Genomic DNA, 22,949 nt, shown 5'->3' on the forward strand with positions numbered 1-22,949 from the left:
ATTCATAAAATGGTGAATGTTAACAAACAGCAAAAATCGCTACATCAGCTAGCTCTCACAATTTCCAAACAGTTTCTAAGAAGCTGTTTGGAAATTCCTGTTTCAGGTAAATTAGACGGAGCCTCCGCAATAACCTGCCTAACAATATGTTGATAGATATTTTCCATCACAGGATCTGCCGGTTTCTCACCAGGTACTCAAGTGACCAATCGACTGATGTAATTCAGATAATCATCCAGAGTTTTGATATGTGCGATTGATGGAATTTGCCAGGAATTAGCCATTCAAATGGCTTCCTCGAAGTCGGCCGCCTAATCGTTCTGTTTAATCAAGCTTATCAGTTCTTCTACAATTGCATGAATAAAATTTCACTTGTAATGTGGATTAAATAGAGCATGCCAGCCGAAATCGTATGTTATGTGGCTAGAGCATTTAACGCATAGGTAAAGTTGTGTCATTCACTAAAGCGTACTTGCTTAAAAGTAATCTTACAGAACCGCATCAATCTGACACTTTCGTTTGCCCCCTGTATTTAAGCTATGCATGAACGTTAGCTTTATTAGCTCATGTAAGTAACGAACTGCATATAACGGCCTTATTTTCAAAAAATTAATTATGTCCCATTCCAGCAAAGCGATGCGATCAATGAGACATATTCTTATCGTGCCGAATGCCAAGCTTAGCCCCGCGTCTTGTCTTACGTAACCAGAGTACGTGGCACAAAGTTACTGGCCTTTCCATCGACGCGAATCTGGTGAAGCAAGGACGATGACGGCATCGGCCCTTGCGGTTGCGTGGGATTGTTAATGGCGTACCAGTAGCAGCTCGCCATGCTGTGGTTATCGTCGGTCGTGGAGTATTCGGCCGTAAAGTCAACCGATGTGCCAATGTGCTGATAGATGATCGAGCCGGTCAACGGAGGCGGAACATCAGGAACGATGTCCTCGGTGTTCACTATGCGGAAGGTCGGTGCTTGCACGCTGAAATTCATCCCGACCGCGAACCCCGTATCCCCGACGCGCGGGCTGGCGAAGTTATAATGGACATAAGAGAGATTGCTGCTCGGCGGAAGCTGCGAGTTAATCGCCACATCTGGCACCGCGAGCGACGACAGCGCCGCACCCATGCTGTGTCCTGCGAAGAACAACCGTGTAACTGTGCCGATTTGGCCGAGCTGCTTGAGCAACGAAGGGCTGATTGTTGTATAGACTTTGTACCAGCCCATCTGAACGTTGCCGAAACCCGACGCCAGCGCGTAGCTCGTCTGATCGATCTCGGCGTCGATAATCCCATCCGCCTTGGTCATTGTGCCGCGGAACACCACGAACGCGCTACCGTTCCCGTCCCCCGCTACGAACCCGAAGGGCTCTGGATTCGGGAAGTCGAGGATGGTGACGATTCCCCATAGCTGGCTGTACTGAAATCCAAGTCCTTTCGGAGTCCAGTTGAAATCCGCTTGTGACGGATATCCCCGGTCGGCCCACTGGTTGTACTGATCATATGCGGTCAATACCAGCGACCCGCAGACGGCAGCCTCTGTCTGGACGAAAGACGACGGAAAGTACATCGGCAAGCTTTGCGATATTGTGCTCATATGAATCCTCCTGGGTAATTCAGCGGTAGTGCTTGGCGGCTGAGACCCTTATGTTCTCGAGTAATCCTGGTGCCAGCCTGTGTACAGAAAAAATAAATATTCTTTTTTATATAAATAAATTAATAAATGTCGTCAAATAGAGACAATATAAAAGCATATCTGGAAGCAGATTTTATTAAGCTAGAAAATAAGGGATAAAAATAGGCTTATTCGGCAGACGAAATCTCAAACACTTGAATATTGATGAATCGACTGACATCCTGCCGCGAGATATTTTGAAACAGAAACCAAACTACATTATTGATTTAAGAAACATAGATTGAAGGCAATCAAAACCAGCACCCCTTTGTAAGAATCACAGGAAAGGAAACAGCATGGGTAAAACAGAGCAGATACCAGCGACGCTGCAGGAAAGATACGATGAGATCACTGGGCTCACAAATCAGTTCTGTCAGCAACATTTAAACGAACAATATCGAGACCTTTGTCGGCGCATGGCAGTCAAGCTCTGCCACAAGCGCCCGTCGCCGATCGCCACCGGCAAAACTAATACCTGGGCCTGTGGTATTGTTTACTTAGCCGGTCGGGTCAACTTTCTGTTCGACAAGAATCAAACGCTGCACATGCAGGCGGATGAGCTATGTCGGTACTTTGACTTTAACCCAAAAATAGGTTCGACGAAATCGACGGCTATCATGGAGTTGTTGAAGTGTGGCAGGCCGACCCAAAAAAGATTGATCAGCGTTATTTATTCAAGCTTTGCCAGGCCGCTGGAATTAGGCGTTTGATCGAGCGAAAATGACAGCAAAATCAATGGCAGAAAGTGAAAATTAAGGAAATTTTTGTTAGTGTCCCATAATTTATGGGACAATTGGGTATTAATGATATAACTCTTTGAATTTATTGGGGTGGCTGATGGGGATCGAACCCACGACAACCGGAATCACAATCCGGGACTCTACCACTGAGCTACAGCCACCATCTACTCTAAATCGGTATTCTAATCACTTTTATCAATGATTTTTTATAATTTAAAGATGCAATCTTGGCGTGCCCGACAGGAATCGAACCTGTAACCCCCAGCTTAGAAGGCTGGTGCTCTATCCGGTTGAGCTACGGGCACGACTCAAACCGGGTCTAATCCAACACAGTAACACATAAAACTGGTCGGGGTGGAGAGATTTGAACTCCCGACATCCTGGTCCCAAACCAGGCGCGCTACCAGGCTACGCTACACCCCGAAAAGTCCGCTAATATACCTTCTTAAAAGGTATTCGTCAAATTTCAATTTATTGCTTAGTTCAGCAAATTTTCATTTCTGCAGGATGATAGGTTAAAACAAATACCTCTTTCAGCTCATTTGCAGAATCGATATACCGGTAAATGTGGATAATTCCATGTTAATTAAAAAGCGCCTCCCCTCTTTTGCCTCTATTCAATGGCCTTTCTTCACTCACTTGCCATTAGATCTTCCATAAGTACCGATTATATCTACGCCCTTCCTTTCATATTATATTTTTATTTCTAATATTTCTTCATTAATACAATATATTATCTATTTTTTAGAAATTTTCAATTGCATGAGAAAGATATACAGAAACGTTGTTGCATACTATAAGAAATATTTTGATATCCTGGCACGTAAAAAGAGAAAATGATTCATATAACCATCTTGTTTCGCTAACCTAGCTAAGGTATAGTGGCGTTCTGCCATTTATATATCCAAGCAGGAGAGCGCGCTTTCTAAAGCGCCGCCGAAGGCGTAACCCCCCCGGAATCGCTCAGGTATAGTTAATAGTAACAACATCGACTAAAAAACTGCTTGCGACAGGCAATCTGGAGAGCGCCGAACAGTGAGTTCAGCCACCGAAGGGGCACGCGGACAGAATTCTACCGTAAAACTCTCAGGTAAAAGGACAGAGGGGTGAAGTCATAAGAGATGGCTTCATTTTTTATCTTAGGGAGAAAATTTGTGCTAAAAATAACCCCTCTTAATCAGACCCACCGAGACATGAACGCAAAAATGGTTGATTTCGGTGGCTGGGATATGCCGCTTCATTATGGATCACAATTAGAAGAACACCATAAGATTAGGCAAGATGCAGGCATGTTCGATGTATCACATATGCGGGTCGTTGATATTCATGGAGAAAATGCTCGTAATTTCCTGCGACAACTGGTTGCTAATAATGTAGATAAGCTCACTGTATCAGGTAAAGCGCTGTATACCTGTATGCTTAATCCAGATGGTGGAATTATTGATGATCTTATTATCTATTTTCTATCCGAATCCTGGTTTCGATTGGTAGTCAATGCGGGGACTGCAGATAAAGATATTGCATGGATCACTTCACAACGTGATAAAACCACACCTAATCTCGAAATAAAACCTCGCCATGATTTGGCAATGATTGCCGTACAAGGCCCCAATGCACGCGCTAAAGTTTGGCAAGTCATCCCCGGTGCTCAGGCAGTTACGGAAAATCTGAAGCAATTCCAATCAGCAACGTTCGAGCAATATTTTATTGCACGCACTGGTTATACCGGGGAGGATGGTTTTGAAATCATTCTGCCCGTCAATGATGCTGTGGATTTCTGGAAAAAACTCCACGCAGCTGGCGTAGCGCCAGCAGGATTAGGTGCTCGCGATACACTGCGTTTAGAAGCAGGGATGAATCTCTATGGCCAGGACATGGATGAAACAACTAACCCACTCGAATCGGGATTAGCCTGGACAGTCGATCTGAAAAGCGAGCGGCAGTTTATTGGTAAGCAAGCGCTCTTGCAAGCTACAATCAGACGACAATTAATAGGTCTATTATTATTGGATAAAGGCGTACTTCGTAGTCACCAGAAAGTCATAACACAACATGATCAAGCTGGGGATGAGGGAGAAATTACCAGCGGTGGTTTTTCACCCACGCTTAATCAATCAATCGCTTTGGCACGTCTGCCAGCAGAAGTAGCCATCGGCGAAGAAGTTCATGTATTGGTACGAGATAAAAAGCTCGCTGCCAAAGTCGTAAAATATCCATTTGTGCGGAACGGCCAAATTTTGATTTGACACCGAGATCACTAAAATCTTTCCTAATTTTGGAGTAAAAAATGAGTATCCCAACACAACTAAAATATACAAAATCACATGAATGGGTAAAATCCGAAAGCGATGGTACAGTCACGATAGGTATCACCCAGCACGCTCAAGAGTTACTCGGAGATATGGTATTTGTTGAATTACCAGAAATCGGGCGTACTCTCGCACAAAAAGAGGAATGCGCCGTGGTAGAGTCTGTCAAAGCCGCTGCCGATATTTATTCACCTATAGCAGGTGAAGTTGTTGCAGTGAACTCCGAATTGGAATCTGCACCAGAGCAAATCAATCAAGATCCCTATCAAGCGTGGATATTTAAATTGAAGCCAGCCAATGCTGCTGACCTGGCAAATTTACTTGATGCGCAAGGGTATGAAAAAACATTGGAAAGTGAAGAACATTAACGTTAAGTTCTTTCTTTCTGATTCATTGCGTTAAATTATTTTAGAAGCTACAAATCATGCCATTCATTCCTCACACTGAAGAAGATGTCAAAGAGATGCTTGCAAGTATCGGAGCAAACTCTATTGAAGAATTATTTGATGAAATTCCTCCCACTCTAAAAACAGGCGTATTGACACGTGTACCTCCAGGCATGTCTGAGATGGAGATATCAAGACTCATGCTTGAACGCGCGCAAGCAGATGGATTTTATCTCAATTTCATTGGCGCTGGCGCCTATGAACACCATATTCCTGCAGCAGTCTGGCAAATTACGACTCGCGGTGAATTCTATTCTTCCTATACGCCCTATCAAGCCGAAGCGAGTCAAGGTTCGCTCCAGCTATTGTATGAATACCAAACGATGATGGCTTCATTGACCGGTATGGACGTATCAAACGCAAGTCTATATGACGGTGCAACAGCACTTGCTGAAGCTGCTTTGATGGCTGTCCGCCTACATAAGACATCACACCGGATTCTGGTGCCGCGCACTGTTCACCCTGTTTACCGTGAGGTATTGCGCGCTATTGTCAGAAACCAGAATATCGAGGTTGTGGAAATTCCTTTTTGCCCTGAGTCAGGACAGGTTCTCCTTGAGCATCTAGAACCATTTGGCCAAGAAGATTTTGCTGCACTCGTCATTCCTCAACCTAACTTCTTTGGTGTTCTTGAGCAAGTCGATGCAATTACAGATTGGGCTCACGAAAAACATGCATCAGTAATTGCCGTCGTTAATCCAATGTCACTTGCGATGCTGGTGCCCCCAGGCGAATGGGGCGCTCAAGGTGCAGATATCGCAGTAGGTGAAGGCCAACCTCTGGGCATTCCTCTTTCCAGCGGTGGACCTTATTTCGGGTTTATGGCATGCAAGCATGACTTGGTTCGCCAGATGCCAGGACGTATCATCGGTCGAACCGTTGATTTGGATAATAAACCAGGTTTTGTGTTGACCTTACAAGCACGTGAACAGCATATCCGTCGCTCCAAAGCTACCTCTAATATCTGTACTAATCAAGGATTAATGGTGACAGCAGCGACCATTTATATGTCTTTATTAGGTCCTGAAGGATTACGGCGGGTAGCGGCTCAATCACATGCCAATATGTTACAGCTAGCAGAGCAATTGGAGAAATTACCTGGTGTAAAACGGGTCTATAGCGGACCTTGTTTTCATGAAGTCGCACTGACACTACCGGGGCCGGTTAATGAAATTCTGCAAGCGCTTAAGGAGCAGCGGATTCTTGGTGGATTAAATCTGCAAGAGCATTACCCTGAATTAAATAATGCTTTGCTAGTATGTGCCACCGAAACGAAAACAGCTGATGATTTGAATAAATACAGCGAAATGCTCGAGAAGATTCTTAAAAAATACGGATGAACCGAATCCAATTAGGATGCAGCTTTAGTTGCTTTGAATTAATTTCCAATTGTGTAAAACTTATATGTTGATATTTGAACATTCACGCCCGGGACGGCGTAATTACTCGCAATCTCCAACCACCAAAGCAGAAAAACAGAATATTCCACAAAATCTGCTACGCAAGTCGCCTATGCTTCTACCAGAGGCCTCTGAAATGGATGTGGTGCGTCATTACACCCGTCTTTCCCAAAAGAATTTTTCGATCGATACGGAATTCTACCCCTTAGGTTCCTGTACCATGAAATATAATCCGCGGGCTTGCAATGCGCTCGCTATGTTACCGCAGTTTCTGGCACGACATCCTTTGGCACCCGAAGACACAGGGCAAGGCTTTCTTGCCTGCATGTATGAATTGCAGGAAATATTGAAAGATGTGACCGGGATGGCAGGTGTCAGTCTGACACCTATGGCAGGTGCACAAGGTGAGTTAATTGGAGTCATGATGATACGCGCCTACCATGAAGCGCGCGGCGATAAAGAGCGCACTGAGATCATCGTGCCTGATGCCGCTCATGGTACCAACCCGGCTACTGCTGTCATGTGTGGCTATAAAGTCGTCGAAATAACTACGGATAAAGAAGGCAATGTCGATATGGCCGCATTGAAAGCAGCGGTCGGCCCACAAACTGCTGGCTTAATGCTGACTAATCCCTCAACCTTAGGAGTTTTTGAGAAAAATATTTCGGAGATGAGTCGCATTGTTCATGACGCAGGTGGATTACTGTACTATGACGGTGCCAACCTTAACGCTGTTCTCGGTAAAGTCAAACCAGGCGATATGGGCTTCGATGTTATCCATATCAATCTCCATAAAACTTTTTCAACGCCACATGGCGGAGGTGGTCCTGGTGCAGCTCCAGTAGGTGTTGCGGAGCGCTTACTGCCATATCTACCTGTTCCCATGGTTGCATATGAAAAGGGAGCCTATCGCTGGATGACAGAAAAGGATGTACCGCAAACAATCGGTCGATTATCAGCACATATGGGTAATGCGGGGGTATTATTGCGCGCTTATATATATGTACGTTTGCTGGGCGCAAAAGGAATGAATCGCGTTTCCGAATATGCCACACTTAACGCCAACTATTTGATGGCGGAATTGCGTAAAGCCGGCTTTGAGATTGCATTCCCGACTCGACGCGCAAGCCATGAATTTATCGCCACACTAAAAGATATAAAAGAAAAAACAGGCGTCACTGCGATGAATCTGGCCAAGCGACTACTAGATAAAGGCTATCATGCACCTACCACTTATTTTCCGATATTGATTCCTGAGTGTCTGCTCATTGAGCCTGCCGAAACAGAGTCAAAAGAAACGTTGGATGCATTCGTTGCCGCTATGAAGGAAATTCTGGTAGAAATTCAGGAGCAACCAGAAATGGTGAAAAGTGCACCTCATAATATGCCCGTACGCAAATTGGATGACGTCAAAGCTGCCCGGGAATTAGATTTAACTTGGAAGCCATAATCAATTGCGTTGGTACTTTAGATATTAGCTGACTCCCCGACTGATTCGTTTGAATATCAATCTGTTCGGGGAAAAGCTTTTCTAATGTACCTCAGATACTTCCAGCACCAAAACTTATAAACAATGCATACACTTATATGCGGCTCTATTGCTTATGACACCATAATGGTGTTTCAAGACTATTTTAAGCACCATATTCTACCTGACAAACTTCATGTGCTAAATGTAGCCTTTCTTGTTCCCGATATGCGGCGTGAGTTCGGGGGGTGTGCCGCCAATATTGCGTACAATCTACACATGTTGGGTGGAAATCCAATGATGATGGCAACAGTAGGTAATGATTTCCAGCCTTATGCATATCGACTGGAAAAATTGAATTTGGCAAATACCTATATTCGTCAAATAAATGATGCATTTACTGCGCAAGCGTTTATTACTACTGATTTAGATGATAACCAGATTACGGCCTTTCATCCTGGGGCTATGAATTTTTCGCACTTTAACTCTGTAAAAGATGCAAAGGATATCAATCTAGGCATCATTGCTCCTGATGGTCGCGATGGCATGATTGCTCATGCATGCGAGTTTCAAGAATGCGGTATTCCCTTTATGTTTGATCCTGGCCAGGGACTACCTATGTTCAGTGGTGATGAATTGATTGATTTTGTCGATAAAGCTGACTATATCGCAGTCAATGATTATGAAGGCCAATTGCTGCAAGAACGAACGAAATACACTTGGAGTGAGCTTGCCGATAGAGTTAAAGCCCTGATCATTACTAAAGGTGCGCAGGGCTCTACAATTTATGCGGAAGGCCGCCAGTTTGAAATTCCCTGTGTTAAACCCGATGCAATTATTGATCCCACTGGTTGTGGTGATGCTTATCGAGCTGGATTACTCTATGGCATCACTCATGATATGGATTGGCAAACAACTGGTCAGCTCGCTTCACTGTTAGGTGCCATCAAAATTGCACATCGTGGCGGTCAAAATCATCGGTTCAGTCGCGATGAAATCGATCAGCTTTATTTTGAAGCATTTGGAAATCGAATCCTCTAGGAGCTTCAAATTAAAATCAATATTAATCTACTCTTCCCTTCCTAATGTAATAAGCTACTTTATGAGTTTAATAGAAGCCAGTCGCAGATCCCGAAAGAAGGGTCAGGTTTTGTTTGAGCGACATGGTGCATTAACCATTTTATGATCTCATGAATAGCACCCAAACTTCTAAAATAATTCAGATCATCCGGCTTAGCAGGTTATTGCTGCATATCTTTTCTGGCTTGTTCCAGTCTATTACTTATCCCTATTTTAGTCGACCTAGACAGAGGTATATGGTGCAAAAATGGGCGAGAAATCTGCTTGAAATTCTGAATATCCAATTAAGCTGCAGTGGTTCCTTACCTCCTGAAGATGAGCAGCGTGTCATATTAATTGCCAATCATATCTCTTGGCTGGATATTATTATTATTTTAGCGCTGTATCCTGTCAGGTTTGTAGCTAAAACTGAGATTCTTAGCTGGCCACTGCTTAATATCTTATGTCGTAGAGCGGGTACGATTTTTATTGAACGCGAGAAACGTAATGATACGATGCGCGTTAACCAACATATCGGCGAAGCACTTGTTACAGGGGATAGTGTTGCAATCTTTCCAGAAGGTAGAACCAGCGATGGAACAGTTCTTCTGCACTTTCATGCCTCTCTGCTCCAAGCTGCAGTAACCGTACAAGCAATACTTTACCCAGTGGCGATCAGATATCGCGATATGGCAGGAGCGCGTACTGCAAGCGTAACCTATGTTGACTTGACTATTGTAGAGTCCCTGAGACTCATACTGAAGCAACCCACCATTAAAGCTGAAGTATATTTTCTGGATCCGATTAGCTGCAACGGCAAGAATCGGCGAGAATTAACGCGCTTATCAGAACATGCTATTGCTGAAACGCTGCAACTACCTGTTGTGCACAAGGCACCTGAAAAACTCTCCGGTCTTCCAGGCGAATAGCAGTTAGCTTCCCTCCCCAAAAACAACCTGTATCCAACGCTATCAAATTTTCCCTAATCTGTAGACCGAGCGCAGACCAGTGGCCAAAAATGATGGTAGTCGATTTGTTGGCACGATTAGGCACCTCAAACCAGGGTAAGTAACCATGGGGAATGGACTGAAGCGGACCTTTATATGAGAAATCCATCCTACCATCTGGTGTACAGACACGCAGGCGAGTCATCGCATTAATGATGACGCGCAAGCGTTCATAACCAGCCAAACCGTCATACCAGAAATTTGGTTTATTGCCATACATATGTAAAAAAAATTCATGATAATTCTCTTTGCATAGTGCGGTTTCTACTTCATGCGCAAGCTCTGCTGCTTGAGAGATATCCCAGGATGGTAGTAGACCAGCATGGACTAAAGCATATTCATCTTCAACATAAAGCAATTTTTGATGGCGCAGCCAGTTTAGCAAATCATTACGATCAGGCGCATCCAGAATATCCTGCAGAGTATCACCTGAATGCTGTTTGCTTAGGCCTTCTGCAACCAGAAGCAGATGTAAATCATGATTACCCAATACCGGAATGACTGCGGTACCCAGTTTTATGATAGAACGCAATAAAATGAGTGAATTTGGCCCACGATTGACGAGATCACCCGCTAACCATAACTTATCTCTTGTAGCATTAAATCCAATTAATTCAACAAGCTGTTGAAATTCTTCATAACAACCTTGCACATCGCCGATAGCGTAAGTCGCCATAATGAGATCGGATAATTAAGATTTGATTTTCTTTACCGCAAACCTAGCACATCTTGCATATCAAATAAGCCACTACGTTGTGTAGCAAGAAATCGGGCAGCGCGTAATGCTCCGACAGCAAACGTTTTGCGACTGCCGGCCTTGTGAGCTATCTCTATACGTTCGCCCGTACCTGCAAAAATAGCAGTATGGTCACCTACAATATCGCCACCACGAATAGTAGCAAAACCAATCGTTTCAGAAGAACGCTCTCCGGTAACCCCTTCACGCCCATAAACAGCAACTTTCGTCAGATCTCTGTTCAATGTTTGCGCAATAATTTCACCCATACGCAATGCTGTACCAGACGGCGCATCTACTTTGTGCCGATGATGCGCTTCTACAATCTCTATATCGTATTCATTGAGTAGCGTGCTTGCAGCAACTTCCAATAGTTTGAACATGACATTTACGCCCACACTCATATTGGGTGCGAATACGATGGCAATATCCTCCGAAGCCGCCTTGAGTACTTCTTTCTCAGCTGACGAAAACCCAGTCGTGCCAATGACCATTTTTATGCCGGCATTACGACAGATAGCAAGATGGGCAAGTGTACCAGTAGGACGGGTAAAGTCTATCAATACATCACTCCCAGGTAGCGTTGACGCAAAGTCACTCCTAATCGGGATACCACAAGGTGCTCCAATCAGCTCACCCGCATCCTTCATCAGAAATGGATTATCTTTTTGCTCTAATGCAGCAAATAATCGCATATCTGATGACTCGGCAATCATTTCCAGGAGCACTCTTCCCATGCGTCCGGTACTTCCGGCTACAGCAATATTCAGAATTGTCATTTTATCTATAGAAAAACTGTCTAATTATTTTAATTCCATTCTACCCTTTCTGGGATTGAACTGACTGGGTATCTGCAAATCAAATAATACGGTTAATAATTTTCACCACTTACGAATATATTTTGATAAATTAATCATTGGGGTCCTTATTACTTTCATCCTGATCCTCTTTCAAGTATTGCGGGCGCTCTTCGTTTGTACGAAGTGGAGCTTGCAACAAATTATCTGAAAAGGTAGAAAGTGAGAAATCTCCTTCAATGTGAGAAAGCCGATCGCCATCAAAAATTACAGTAAGCTTTCGCTTCTCAGACAATACTCCGCGTGGTGCAAAATAATAAAAATAGTCCCAGCGGTTGTTATGGAATACATCGGTAATAAGTGGCGTACCCAAAACAAAACGCACTTGCGATCGGGTCATACCCGGTTTTAATTTCTCTACCATTTCTTGAGTAACTACATTACCCTGTTGGATATCGATTTTATAGGGAAGAGTTGGGATATAAGCACAACTAAACAATAAAGAAGAAACAAGTAATAATAGTATTTTTAGATGCATACTAAGTGCAAGTGTTTTCAAAGCGAACTAAGCGCTATATGATACAGCAAATAATTTATCGGACTGATTAAACCATGAGCAAATACGAAGATCTCAAAGGCATTGACCTTAAAACAATTGGCTTAAAAACGACCCTACCCCGCCTAAAGATACTCAATCTATTTGAGAATAGCCCGGTTCGTCACTTATCAGCAGAAGATGTTTATAAGGAATTACTCAATGAAGGCGAAGATATTGGTCTTGCAACAGTCTACCGTGTATTAACGCAGTTTGAGCAAGCTGGTTTACTTGAACGCCATCATTTTGAAAGCGGCAAAGCTGTGTTCGAGCTAAGTAGTGAGTCGCATCATGACCATTTAGTTTGTTTACAATGCGGTCGTGTAGAAGAATTCTATGATGCAGAAATCGAGAAACGTCAAATCAAAATTGCCAAAGAACGTGGATTCAGTCTGCAGGAGCATTCACTATCCCTCTATGCTGATTGTACTAAACAAGATTGTCCTTATCGAAAATTATGAAATACTTGCTATTCAATACTACTAACAGAGCATTGCGATTTATCGGTATTGGTTATGAGTGGAGCGCAAAGTTTGCTGTCCTTCTTTGCTTGCTGCTGATTTCATTTTCAGCACAAGCAGAGTCCGCCATTGACGAGCAAATTCGTCAACTAGAAAGCGAGTTGTTACAAATACACCAGAATCAACAAAATGTCTATCAGCAATTCCAGATGACACAAGAGCTTCGTCGTCATGAATTACAACAGCAAGAAGAAGTTGCTACCATTCCTCCAATGGGAACATATCCTCCAACGGGGACATTTCCTGAACTTGGAACAGCTAAAATGAGTGAGTTTTTGCCTGAAGTAACGATAGGCGGCTCTCCACCGAGTTACGAAGAAATGGTCAGGAAAAAGCAAGAACGTCAGAAGCGGATACGACAATACACCTCGGATCTAGATCGACTCCGTACACAATACCAAGAGCTAGAAACTGAGAAAAAAACCCTGATGGAACAAATATCCGACTTGAAGCGAAGTAAACAATCAGAGCTTACCAGATAAAATAAAATGGCGCGACCCAGGCTAAATAAGCCATTTAGTCACGCCCCAGTTAGAACTAGATTTTATTATTATTAATTTATTTCCTTCTCAGTATTGTTTAGCGATATTTCCTGGTCTTGCACAGCGATAAGCATCGCCAGAAGCATGTGGATAAGAATCAGATTCTACTGAATTTTCTCGCCATACGAGATGGGTAGCATTAAGTTCAGCAGCCATTCTCAAGGCCTTATCTTCCGCCTTGTGCTTCCTTGCATTTTTGGATGATTTACCCCAATCCGAGCTTCCCCAAACTTTTCCCAAATAACTACAGTTCTCATCTTCTACTTCGGCTCTGGCAACTTCGGTAATGTTATATGTATTCCCTGTTTTCCCTGCTGCTATGGCAACTGCTGTCAAGCTAAGAGAAATAACAAAAGCCAGTATGCCGATCAGAAGTATCCGAGGTAGCACAAATGCGAGATTAAATAATTTAATTTTCATCTTACTTATACCTTCAAATTTTATTTACTCTCTACCTAGAACAATTACTCATTAGCAATACGTGCTTATCTTTCTACAGTAATATGTTCCGCTTTATAGCAATAAAAATATTACCTCCTCATCTCTATTAACAGGCATATCATATGCACCAGTGAATATCACCTTATATTCCACTAGAAACAAATGAAATTATTATGATCTAAATGATATTCTCTTTTCATGGGTAAATATTATTGATAAAGCAGTCGGAAAATAAGTAGGCTAGAATGAAATATATTGTATATAATTTGGATACAATAAAATAATTTATAATTTTAATTTTGGCTATATTAGGAAATTTATTTATGCAAGATCTAAATCTTATTGCTACCTTTGCACGCGTTGTAGAAGCAGGCAGCTTTGCTGAAGCAGCCCGCCGTATGGATACTTCTCGCTCGGCGGTAAGTAAAGCTGTCGCTAAACTTGAAGTTGATCTGGGTGCAAGATTACTGAATCGCAGTACACGCCATCTCAGCTTGACCGAAGTAGGTAGCGCATTTGCAGAACACTCAGTACGTATCCTGGAGGAAGCTGAACATGCGGAGCAAGTAGTTACCAGCTTACATGCCGAACCGCGGGGCATGCTCAGAATTTGTGCATCAGTGGCATTTGGTACACTTCACGTTGCGCCCGCCCTGGCTGATTTCCTTGCTCGATATCCTGAAATTCGAATTGATTTGACTATTACAGATCGTCCAGTGGATATCGTAGAAGAAGGATACGATGTGATCATCCGTGTAACTGGCGAACCAAATCTTAATTTGGTTGCTCGTAAGCTAGCTCCTGTACGTCGGAAATTAGTTGCCACGCCGGATTACTTTCGTAGGCGCGGTGTACCGCTAACGCCGAGTGACTTGGTCCAGCATAACTGCCTTGATTATACACTCTCAGGCGAACAGGGTTACTGGCGCTTCAAAGGGCCAGAAGGAGAAATTGCAGTGCCTGTTTCAGGAACACTGCGTATCAACGATGACGATGCACTTTCTCAAGCAGTGCTGGGTGGTCTGGGTATTGCCCTCCTACCCACCTTTACCATCGGAAAAGAGCTGCAAAATGGTCATTTACAAGCAGTATTATCTGAATATATACCAGTAGAACGCTATGTTTATGCTTGTTATCTTCCTAATCGTTATTTACCAGCCAAAGTTCGCTCATTTATTGATTTTCTTTCAGCACGTATTGGCAGAGAGCCTTATTGGGACAGTCCATCAGCACAACCCGAACCTAAGAACAACAAATCAAACTCAAATGAAATATAAATAACGAAACTATCGCTTAGGCAGATATAAGTCAGTTATCGTACCCTCTCCTATTTCTGCAGAGAAAAGAATCGTTTCAGACAGAGTCGGATGAGGATGAATGGTCAAGCTGATATCCTGTGCGTCGACGCCCATTTCAAGCGCAAGGACTGTTTCTGAGATCAGCTCACCAGCATGTACACCTACAATGCCAGCGCCCAGTATTTGACGAGAATTTTTATCTAGCAATAGCTTGGTGAAGCCTTCTTCACGTCCCATGGCAATCGCGCGCCCACTGGCTGCCCAGGGAAACGCTGCTTTTTCATAATCAATTCCTTGCTTCTTGGCTTCAGTTTCAGTCAAGCCCATCCAAGCAATTTCTGGATCGGTATAAGCAACTGAAGGAATAGTACGTGCATCAAAGGCTACTTTATGCCCAGCAATCACCTCGGCAGCAAGTTTGCCTTCATATGTTGCTTTATGTGCCAACATAGGCTCACCTGCAATATCACCAATTGCAAAGATATGCGGGATATTGGTTCGCATTTGCGTATCCACTGGAATGAAGCCACGCTCGTTTACCTGCATATGCGCATTTTCTGCACCAATCATTTTCCCATTGGGACGACGCCCGACTGCAACCAGAATACGATCATATAATTGCGGCTCAGCTGCTTGATCGCCCTCAAAAAACACCCTCAGCCCTTTTTTCTCAGTTTCGATTTTACTAACCTTGGTGTTGAGATAGATCGCCTCATAGCGTTTCGTTAAATGCTTGTAAAGCGGTTTAACTAGATCATTATCAGCTCCTGGAATGAGTTGATCCATCTGCTCAACTATGCTTATTTGACTGCCAAGCGCATCATATACTGTCGCCATTTCTAGGCCGATAATGCCCCCGCCGATAACCAGCATCCTTTTTGGAATATCGGGCAATTTCAATGCATCGGTAGAATCCATCATGCGAGCATCATCGTAAGGAAAGCCCGGAATACGCGCGGCAGTGGAACCCGCAGCGATAATGCAATGATCGAATGAAACCGTTTTGATACCGTCTGCGGTATCCACTTCCATCATGTGAGGAGAAACAAACTTACCGGTGCCCTGGAGAATTTCTACCTTACGCTGTTTGGCGAGTGCCACCAACCCTTTAGTTAGTTTGCCCACAGCCGATTCCTTCCAGGTTCGCAGCTTATCGATAGCAAGCTTCGGTTTACCAAAAATAACACCGTTCTGCTCGATTTGTTGAGTCTCAGTAATTATTTTTGCAACATGAAGCAGCGCTTTAGAAGGAATACAACCAACATTGAGACATACTCCACCCAGTGTTGGATAACGCTCTACCAACACGACTTGCTTACCCAGATCAGCGGCACGAAATGCTGCCGTATAACCACCCGGTCCTGCTCCCAGCACAACCACTTCCGCATGTACAGCCCCACGCGTCGTTGTTGCTGGCTGAGCCTCAGTCGAAGCAGGTGTCGGTATCGCAGCGCCAATAGCACCGGTTTGCATCGCTGCCTCTTCAGGAGCAGAAGCAATGGCTTCTACCGTGACAATCAGCGATCCCTGCGATACCTTATCCCCAATCTTGACGTGCATTTCCCTGACAATCCCTGCTTCAGGGGAAGGTACCTCCATCGATGCCTTCTCCGTCTCCAGGGTAATCAATGAAGTTTCTTTTTCAATCTTATCACCTGGTTTAACCAGCACTTCAATGACGGAAACATCTTTGAAATCGCCAATATCGGGAACTTCCACTTTAATTAGATTTGCCATACTTCTTGTTATTTTTAAATTGAGAAGATTTTAGAGTGATCAATCAATCCATTACTGCCGTATCTGGCCATCGCCTAACACGACAAATTTCTGACTCGTGAGCCCTTCCAATCCTACCGGACCACGTGCATGAATTTTATCAGTGGAAATGCCAATTTCTGCACCCAACCCATATTCAAAGCCATCGGCAAAACGCGTAGAAGCATTGACGATAACCGAACTCGAATCCACTTCGCGCAAGAAACGGCGCGCATGGCTATAGTTTTCGGTCACAATCGCATCGGTATGCTGAGAACCATAGGTAGTGATATGTTCGATTGCCTGATCCAGACCACTCACAACGCCGATATTCAGAATAGGCGCTAGATACTCAGTACGCCAGTCTTCTTCTGTGGCCAGTTTCATTTGCGGAATGATGGCACAAGCTGCCTCGTTACCTCGTAGCTCGACACCTTTATCCAGGTAAATTTTGCAAAGAGGAGGCAGAATTTGTTTTGCAATCCCTTCATGCACCAGCAAAGTTTCCATAGTATTACAGGTGCCATAACGCTGTGTCTTGGCATTGTCAGCAATACGGATTGCCTTTTCCAGATCGGCTTGATCGTCGATATAAACATGGCAGATCCCATCCAGATGCTTGATCACAGGGATGCATGCCTCATTGGAAATGCGCTCGATTAGCCCTTTCCCTCCGCGTGGCACAATGATGTCGACAAATTCTTTCATGGTAATAAGTTCACCGACTGCCGCACGATCGCTGGTTTCAATCACTTGCACGGCTGCTTCTGGTAGACCTGCTGCCTTTAGTCCTTGTTTCACACATGCGGCAATGGTTTGATTGCTGTGCATCGCTTCCGATCCTCCACGCAAGATCGCCGCATTACCTGCTTTTAGGCATAAACCCGCGGCGTCCGCCGTCACATTCGGCCGCGCTTCATAAATGATGCCGATCACTCCCAGCGGCACGCGCATTTTGCCTACTTGAATACCGGAAGGACGATAACTCAAATCACTCATCTCGCCAATGGGGTCAGGCAAAGCCGCAATTTGCAGCAAACCATCTCCCATACTCGCAATACTCTTGGAAGAAAGCGCCAGACGGTCGACCATAGCCGAACCTAATCCTTTGGCTTTAGCATTTTCGAGATCGCGTGCATTTGCCTCTAACAAATTTTTCTCATCACGCCTAATTGCTTCGGCCATCGCAATAAGTGCCCGATTTTTGCTTGCTGTATCCGCCTTTGCTATTAAACGCGAAGCAGTTCGGGCATTCTGTCCAACTGCTTGCATGTAAACTTTAATATTTGTGATATCCATCCAGTAACTCCAAAGTGAGCAGTATTCTGAAATTCCGCCAACCTATAAAACTAGCCTATTATTTTACATGGCGTCTTCATACGTCACATGCTTTTTTGGATAGCGATGGATCTAATCAAACTAATTAACCCTATATGATGGATCTAATCAAACTAATTAACCCTATATTACTGACATTTTCTACTGACAATAAGTCGCAATATTTTTTAATGCTTCATCCATATAACTCTGGCGAAGCTGATCGTCAACATCAATTACGCCTCCATTTCCATCTGGAACTGATAAGCGCTCCGAATTTTTAAGCAAATCCAGGTTACTTTGCACTCTAAAGCAATTTTCTTTTCTCATTTCCGCTTCAGCCAGTTGTTTGTTTCTTGTTTCCTCTCGTGCAGCGCGTCTTTCTTTAAATTCTCGTTCTTTTTCCATTAAATCTTTTGTGATGCTTTCATCTTCATTGGCAGGCTTTGGCGAGGAATGAATATCCAGTATTTTTTCATTTTTGCTAATCCCTGACAGGGGTGGTTGATCGGAATATTGTGTTTTTCCCTTTCCATCTACCCATTTGTAAATTTGACTGTTTGTGGGCATAACAAATAAAAGTAATAAAGCCAGAAAAATAAAATTTCGCATGGCTTTTCTCCTAAAATAAAAAGGTATCGATTGTTTTTATTTAAACTTTATTAGGGTCTGTTGACGTTTTGAGATAAGTTACTTCATAAATAGAAAGCAAACTCGTAATATTGAGGTTCTCACACCACCAATAAAACGAGTTTGCGATGCCCCGATTGATGCTCAACGATGAGTTCTGGTCGAAGCTGGAGAAAATTCTGCTTCAAGAAGCGATTTATAACAAGGGCAATTTGCGCATGACAGTAGAAGGTATGCTATACCGAATGCGGGTTGGTTGTCCGTGGCGAGACTTACCTGAGGTGTTTGGATGCTGGAATTCCATTTATAAGAGATTCAATGCTTGGTCATCCAGTAACAAGTGGAGCAGAGTTTTCAAGGCACTGATCGATGATGCGGATTGGAAGTGGGAATTCATTGACGGCAGTTATATTAAAGCGCATCAGCATAGTGCGGGTGCAGCAGGTCAAGAACCGCAGGCCATCGGGAAAAGCCGTGCGGGCAACACCACAAAGATTCATTTGGCGGTTGATAGTTATGGTTTGCCGGTTGAATTTGAAATCACCGGTGGAGAAGTGAATGATTGTTCTGCTGCACCACAGCTGATTGCCAGATTACCTGATGCGCAAGCGATTGTAGCGGATAAGGGCTATGACAGTGAGTGTATACGTGAGCAGATAGTAAAGAAGGGAGCCATGGCTGTGATTACAAGAAAGCGCAATTCGTTGAAGGGTAACGCAGATATGGATTGGGGCTTGTATAGATATCGACATTTGGTGGAAAACGCCTTTGCCCGCCTAAAACAGTACCGGGCAGTGGCTACGCGATATGACAAATTGAAAAGAAATTACGAAAGTATGATTGCCATGGCATGTGGATATCTGTGGCTACCTATGTGAAATGTCAACAGACCCTAGGTAATTAAAAAACCTGATCAATCTTGGAGAATGTAAATGCGCTACTGGCTATTGAAAGAATAAATTTAGGGGCTGTAGTAGATCAGCTTAAATTTGAGTCCAATATTTCAGTATTTTTAGTTGTTATTTGGGTGTTCCATAATTAAACCTAAATTCACATTCCTTAAGAAATAATGGAAATGATCTTTTAGGAATGCCATTGTATTTTCTTAAAACGCGTTTAGCCTGATTCCAAAAGTTTTCGATGCCGTTAATGTGATTCTTACCTTGGGCAAATAATGTGGAGTGGTTAATCCGTTCATGGTAAAAATGATTCACATCAAGTGCATTTTAACTGCGGTAACAGTCTGTATAAACCACGCTGTCAGGTGCTATTTTTCTAATAATCAGCGGCATCAGTGTTTCTGTTCTGGCATCTCCAACAACCTTCGTATATACCTTACCACCGCGCTTCAATATACCAAATACCGCAACCTTGCCAGAAACCCCGCGACCACGTTTGCCCTTACGAATACCACCAAAGTAGCTTTCATCTAATTCCACTACACCATCAAAGATTTCGTGAGATTCTTGCTCCAAATGATAAACAATTACTTCGCGTATTTTGCGATAGAACAGTGCTGCACTATTAGGTTGAATTCCGAGTATATCTGCTGCTGATCTCGCTGTAACTTCCAATACAAAATATTCCAGTAACCTGGATTGTGTTTTCTTTAATAATCTACAATGACTTATCTTCATTCAATTAGCTTATCAACTAAGCTAATCTACTACAGCCCCATAATTTTTTATATCTTTACTACTTGAGCCTAATATCGCCGTTGCTGATTTGCGTGTAGACTGTATAGGGAAGAATAACCGTATCAAAAGCTCCTGATAATGCAATATCTAAGAATATTAACTGGGGTATCGGTGCTACCCATAGCGCCATTTGAGAGGGTTTTCCCCGCAGCAAGCAAATATCGTAAGAAACACCACTATAAATGCGTGGTATCGTTTCACAGGAAGTTTCAATCTGATTGAGATTGCGCTTTGCAACCCAATCACCCCGAATAACTGTATTGGTTGTGCCACATCCGGCCAAAAATACCGCTATTGAGCAAACCAATGTATATTTTAATTTGCTCTTCATTAGTAAAAATCACTGAGTAAACAAGAGAATGCAAGAAAGAATCGATATTATTTTGGAATCTACAAAACTAAAAATTCTCAATAGCTAACCAAAAATTGGCTCCAGGATAATGGTGAAAGTAGTATTAAAAAGACAGTAATAGGATCGTTATTAGATATTTCATAAAAGACGTCAGATTGAATATATATTTTTTCCACAATTTTTGTGGATAAGTTTGTGATTAATTTGTAAATATCATAGTTAAGATAGCTGTTTATAATATCTTTTTCTGGTTCGATTAAATTTTAAACATATAAAAATGTTATTTATAATCAATACATTAATATTATATATTGATTATTCGAATGAATTTAGTTGGTACTAAATATCGTTTAGTGAATTAATGTGGATTATTTTATAATGTCAAGAGAATATTTTTAATTCATATATTACTTTTTCATTTAATAGTGATGCCGAGCGAAATCATTTTTTAATGTAAGGTAAATAGAAAGATGCTTTCCTGTAATTGACTCAGTCCACGTTCTCGAAAGCATTGATTCTGTGCGAGTACATCTAATTGAGCTAATAGCTGTATCTCAGCGTGTTCTTGGTAGAGTGCTTCTACTTCATCTGAAGAAACAGCAAACGGTGGGCCAATCATTTCTGACTGGGGATAGTCAAAAGTAATAAGAAGGATTTTTGTTGCGGGTGGTAAGATGTTCTGCAGGTGGTATACATAACTTTTACGTATTTCTGGTGGCAGTGCAACCAGTGATGCACGGTCATAAACTGCACTTACCTTCGCCAAATCGTTCTTCCTTAAATCAAAAAAATTACCGCATAGGATACTGATACCATTAGCACTATAGCGATCGAATTTTCCACTGGTCATGTGATGAGGAAAGAGTCTGTTTTCTTCGAAAAACGCATGCACAGCGATAGCGCTCAATTCAACCCCGAGCACTGAGTGTTTTTGTTCGCACAGCCATAGCATATCGCGGCTTTTGCCACACAGGGGGACAAATACCTCACTACCATGAGCAAGATGTAACTCCTGCCAGTATTGACGCAAATATGGATTAATCTCGTTCTGGTGGAAACCAATATCTCTGTGTTTCCATCGATCTAGCCAATAATCATTTTCCATATGTTATTTACTAAGCCTTATTTAACAAACAACGATCAATTAGTTTAAAAGCTGATCATGCTTTAATCTCTTCGGGTTTAATTCCTCGCCCCTTGGGGCGTAAGCTGGTTGAAAGCCTTCAGCTTGAAGAGCGCATTTAATACCTCGCCGCTTGCGGCGGGGTGCTTTATTTAGTCGTAAGCCAATAAATTGAATTAAATATTCATTTTGCGAAACAGATTTAGCTGTCACCATTGAAATCATTATCAAGCCCAAGGCCAGCAAATTACCGATTTATTGCTTAAATCGCTGCGTTATTCCTGCCACCGAGACCTCAACGAAGTGACACAGATATCCACATGCCATGGCAATCATACTTTCGTAATTTCTTTTCAATTTGTCATATCGCGTAGCCACTGCCCGGTACTGTTTTAGGCGGGCAAAGGCGTTTTCCACCAAATGTCGATATCTATACAAGCCCCAATCCATATCTGCGTTACCCTTCAACGAATTGCGCTTTCTTGTAATCACAGCCCTGGCTCCCTTCTTTATTATCTGCTCACGTATACACTCACTGTCATAGCCCTTATCCGCTACAATCGCTTGTGCATCAGGTAACTTGGCAATCAGCTGCGGTGCTACAGAACAATCATTCACTTCTCCACCGGTGATTTCAAACTCAACCGGCAAACCATAACTATCAACCGCCAAATGAATCTTTGTGGTGTTGCCCGCACGGCTTTTCCCGATGGCCTGTGGTTCTTGACCTGCTGCACCCGCACTATGCTGATGCGCTTTAATATAACTGCCGTCAATGAATTCCCACTCCCAATCCGCATCAACAATCAGTGCCTTGAAAACTCTGCTCCACTTGTTACTGGATGACCAAGCATTGAATCTCTTATAAATGGAATTCCAGCATCCAAACACCTCAGGTAAGTCTCGCCACGGACAACCAACCCGCATTCGGTATAGCATACCTTCTACTGTCATGCGCAAATTGCCCTTGTTATAAATCGCTTCTTGAAGCAGAATTTTCTCCAGCTTCGACCAGAACTCATCGTTGAGCATCAATCGGGGCAT

General features: G+C 43.1%; 22 protein-coding genes, 3 tRNA genes, 1 pseudogene and 1 riboswitch. Of the genes and pseudogenes, 11 read left to right on the forward strand and 15 right to left on the reverse strand.

Going from position 1 to position 22,949, the window contains the following annotated elements; genetic code table 11:
• Positions 1 to 697: 697 nt before the first annotated feature.
• Positions 698 to 1,594 (reverse strand): lipase family protein, encoded by an 897-nt coding sequence (locus tag R2Q26_RS11375; protein ID WP_317536390.1) that lies wholly within the window; start codon positions 1,592 to 1,594, stop codon positions 698 to 700.
• Between the two features lie 374 nt (positions 1,595 to 1,968).
• Between R2Q26_RS11375 and R2Q26_RS11380 the strand changes: the two genes are divergently transcribed.
• On the forward strand, positions 1,969 to 2,382 hold the full coding sequence (locus R2Q26_RS11380) for a DUF6398 domain-containing protein (protein ID WP_317536391.1): 414 nt from the start codon (positions 1,969 to 1,971) through the stop codon (positions 2,380 to 2,382).
• 116 nt (positions 2,383 to 2,498) lie between these two features.
• Here R2Q26_RS11380 and R2Q26_RS11385 read toward each other — a convergent pair.
• The 3 genes from R2Q26_RS11385 to R2Q26_RS11395 form a co-directional block, all read right to left on the reverse strand.
• A tRNA-His gene (locus R2Q26_RS11385) sits at positions 2,499 to 2,573 on the reverse strand.
• Positions 2,574 to 2,640: 67 nt separating this feature from the next.
• Positions 2,641 to 2,717 (reverse strand) — tRNA-Arg (locus R2Q26_RS11390).
• A gap of 41 nt (positions 2,718 to 2,758) precedes the next feature.
• Positions 2,759 to 2,835 (reverse strand) — tRNA-Pro (locus tag R2Q26_RS11395).
• Positions 2,836 to 3,420: 585 nt separating this feature from the next.
• A riboswitch (glycine riboswitch) is annotated at positions 3,421 to 3,524 on the forward strand.
• 42 nt (positions 3,525 to 3,566) lie between these two features.
• Between R2Q26_RS11395 and gcvT the strand changes: the two genes are divergently transcribed.
• From gcvT to R2Q26_RS11425, 6 genes are all read left to right on the forward strand, one after another.
• Positions 3,567 to 4,658, forward strand: a complete 1,092-nt coding sequence (gcvT, locus tag R2Q26_RS11400) for a glycine cleavage system aminomethyltransferase GcvT (RefSeq protein ID WP_317536392.1) — start codon at positions 3,567 to 3,569, stop codon at positions 4,656 to 4,658.
• A 41-nt stretch (positions 4,659 to 4,699) separates the two neighbouring features.
• Positions 4,700 to 5,089, forward strand: a complete 390-nt coding sequence (gcvH, locus tag R2Q26_RS11405; protein WP_090567641.1) for a glycine cleavage system protein GcvH — start codon at positions 4,700 to 4,702, stop codon at positions 5,087 to 5,089.
• A 56-nt stretch (positions 5,090 to 5,145) separates the two neighbouring features.
• The gene (gcvPA, locus tag R2Q26_RS11410) at positions 5,146 to 6,507 is read left to right on the forward strand and encodes an aminomethyl-transferring glycine dehydrogenase subunit GcvPA (protein ID WP_317536393.1); all 1,362 of its coding nucleotides are present in this window, start codon (positions 5,146 to 5,148) and stop codon (positions 6,505 to 6,507) included.
• A 64-nt stretch (positions 6,508 to 6,571) separates the two neighbouring features.
• Positions 6,572 to 8,017 (forward strand): aminomethyl-transferring glycine dehydrogenase subunit GcvPB, encoded by a 1,446-nt coding sequence (gene gcvPB, locus R2Q26_RS11415; protein WP_317536394.1) that lies wholly within the window; start codon positions 6,572 to 6,574, stop codon positions 8,015 to 8,017.
• A gap of 123 nt (positions 8,018 to 8,140) precedes the next feature.
• Positions 8,141 to 9,076 (forward strand): carbohydrate kinase family protein, encoded by a 936-nt coding sequence (locus R2Q26_RS11420; RefSeq protein ID WP_317536395.1) that lies wholly within the window; start codon positions 8,141 to 8,143, stop codon positions 9,074 to 9,076.
• A 275-nt stretch (positions 9,077 to 9,351) separates the two neighbouring features.
• Entirely contained in the window at positions 9,352 to 10,023 is a 672-nt protein-coding gene (locus R2Q26_RS11425; protein WP_317536396.1) for a lysophospholipid acyltransferase family protein, read from the forward strand.
• Here R2Q26_RS11425 and R2Q26_RS11430 read toward each other — a convergent pair.
• The 3 genes from R2Q26_RS11430 to R2Q26_RS11440 form a co-directional block, all read right to left on the reverse strand.
• The gene (locus R2Q26_RS11430) at positions 9,950 to 10,777 is read right to left on the reverse strand and encodes a symmetrical bis(5'-nucleosyl)-tetraphosphatase (RefSeq protein ID WP_317536397.1); all 828 of its coding nucleotides are present in this window, start codon (positions 10,775 to 10,777) and stop codon (positions 9,950 to 9,952) included. The two genes, R2Q26_RS11425 and R2Q26_RS11430, sit on opposite strands and share 74 nt — an antisense overlap.
• A 32-nt stretch (positions 10,778 to 10,809) precedes the next feature.
• Positions 10,810 to 11,616 carry a 4-hydroxy-tetrahydrodipicolinate reductase gene (gene dapB, locus R2Q26_RS11435; RefSeq protein ID WP_317536398.1) on the reverse strand — a complete coding sequence of 269 codons (807 nt, stop codon included), beginning with the start codon at positions 11,614 to 11,616 and terminating at the stop codon, positions 10,810 to 10,812.
• 130 nt (positions 11,617 to 11,746) lie between these two features.
• Positions 11,747 to 12,193 carry an outer membrane protein assembly factor BamE gene (locus R2Q26_RS11440; RefSeq protein WP_317536399.1) on the reverse strand — a complete coding sequence of 149 codons (447 nt, stop codon included), beginning with the start codon at positions 12,191 to 12,193 and terminating at the stop codon, positions 11,747 to 11,749.
• A 53-nt stretch (positions 12,194 to 12,246) separates the two neighbouring features.
• On the opposite strand from R2Q26_RS11440, the gene fur reads away from it, so the two are divergent.
• Both fur and R2Q26_RS11450 read left to right on the forward strand, forming a co-directional pair.
• Positions 12,247 to 12,690, forward strand: a complete 444-nt coding sequence (fur, locus tag R2Q26_RS11445) for a ferric iron uptake transcriptional regulator (protein ID WP_090567617.1) — start codon at positions 12,247 to 12,249, stop codon at positions 12,688 to 12,690.
• The gene (locus tag R2Q26_RS11450; RefSeq protein WP_317536400.1) at positions 12,687 to 13,232 is read left to right on the forward strand and encodes a hypothetical protein; all 546 of its coding nucleotides are present in this window, start codon (positions 12,687 to 12,689) and stop codon (positions 13,230 to 13,232) included. Before fur ends, R2Q26_RS11450 begins: the two co-directional genes overlap by 4 nt.
• An 87-nt stretch (positions 13,233 to 13,319) precedes the next feature.
• Here R2Q26_RS11450 and R2Q26_RS11455 read toward each other — a convergent pair whose 3' ends face one another.
• A complete protein-coding gene (locus R2Q26_RS11455; RefSeq protein ID WP_317536401.1) occupies positions 13,320 to 13,712 on the reverse strand; it encodes a hypothetical protein in 393 nt (130 codons plus the stop codon).
• 344 nt (positions 13,713 to 14,056) lie between these two features.
• On the opposite strand from R2Q26_RS11455, the gene R2Q26_RS11460 reads away from it, so the two are divergent.
• Positions 14,057 to 15,010 carry a LysR family transcriptional regulator gene (locus R2Q26_RS11460; protein ID WP_090567608.1) on the forward strand — a complete coding sequence of 318 codons (954 nt, stop codon included), beginning with the start codon at positions 14,057 to 14,059 and terminating at the stop codon, positions 15,008 to 15,010.
• Between the two features lie 9 nt (positions 15,011 to 15,019).
• Here R2Q26_RS11460 and lpdA read toward each other — a convergent pair whose 3' ends face one another.
• The 3 genes from lpdA to R2Q26_RS11475 form a co-directional block, all read right to left on the reverse strand.
• Positions 15,020 to 16,768, reverse strand: coding sequence for a dihydrolipoyl dehydrogenase (gene lpdA, locus R2Q26_RS11465; protein ID WP_317536402.1), 1,749 nt, complete (start codon positions 16,766 to 16,768; stop codon positions 15,020 to 15,022).
• A gap of 51 nt (positions 16,769 to 16,819) precedes the next feature.
• Positions 16,820 to 18,085, reverse strand: a complete 1,266-nt coding sequence (locus tag R2Q26_RS11470) for a glutamate-5-semialdehyde dehydrogenase (protein ID WP_317536403.1) — start codon at positions 18,083 to 18,085, stop codon at positions 16,820 to 16,822.
• Between the two features lie 180 nt (positions 18,086 to 18,265).
• On the reverse strand, positions 18,266 to 18,715 hold the full coding sequence (locus R2Q26_RS11475) for a DUF4124 domain-containing protein (protein ID WP_317536404.1): 450 nt from the start codon (positions 18,713 to 18,715) through the stop codon (positions 18,266 to 18,268).
• A gap of 146 nt (positions 18,716 to 18,861) precedes the next feature.
• Here R2Q26_RS11475 and R2Q26_RS11480 point away from each other — a divergent pair, with 146 nt between their 5' ends.
• A complete protein-coding gene (locus R2Q26_RS11480) occupies positions 18,862 to 19,611 on the forward strand; it encodes an IS5 family transposase (RefSeq protein ID WP_317536405.1) in 750 nt (249 codons plus the stop codon).
• A 141-nt stretch (positions 19,612 to 19,752) separates the two neighbouring features.
• Here R2Q26_RS11480 and R2Q26_RS11485 read toward each other — a convergent pair.
• The 4 genes and pseudogenes from R2Q26_RS11485 to R2Q26_RS11500 all read right to left on the reverse strand — a co-directional run bounded on the left by R2Q26_RS11485 (position 19,753) and on the right by R2Q26_RS11500 (position 22,949).
• Positions 19,753 to 20,370, reverse strand: a pseudogene (locus R2Q26_RS11485) (IS1595 family transposase).
• Positions 20,371 to 20,428: 58 nt separating this feature from the next.
• The gene (locus R2Q26_RS11490; protein ID WP_317536406.1) at positions 20,429 to 20,761 is read right to left on the reverse strand and encodes a YceK/YidQ family lipoprotein; all 333 of its coding nucleotides are present in this window, start codon (positions 20,759 to 20,761) and stop codon (positions 20,429 to 20,431) included.
• A gap of 469 nt (positions 20,762 to 21,230) precedes the next feature.
• Entirely contained in the window at positions 21,231 to 21,887 is a 657-nt protein-coding gene (locus R2Q26_RS11495) for a thiopurine S-methyltransferase (protein WP_317536407.1), read from the reverse strand.
• 273 nt (positions 21,888 to 22,160) lie between these two features.
• A complete protein-coding gene (locus R2Q26_RS11500; RefSeq protein ID WP_317536408.1) occupies positions 22,161 to 22,949 on the reverse strand; it encodes an IS5 family transposase in 789 nt (262 codons plus the stop codon).

The sequence above is a fragment of the Nitrosomonas sp. Is37 genome (genome assembly GCF_033063275.1).
Classification (GTDB): Bacteria; Pseudomonadota; Gammaproteobacteria; order Burkholderiales; family Nitrosomonadaceae; genus Nitrosomonas.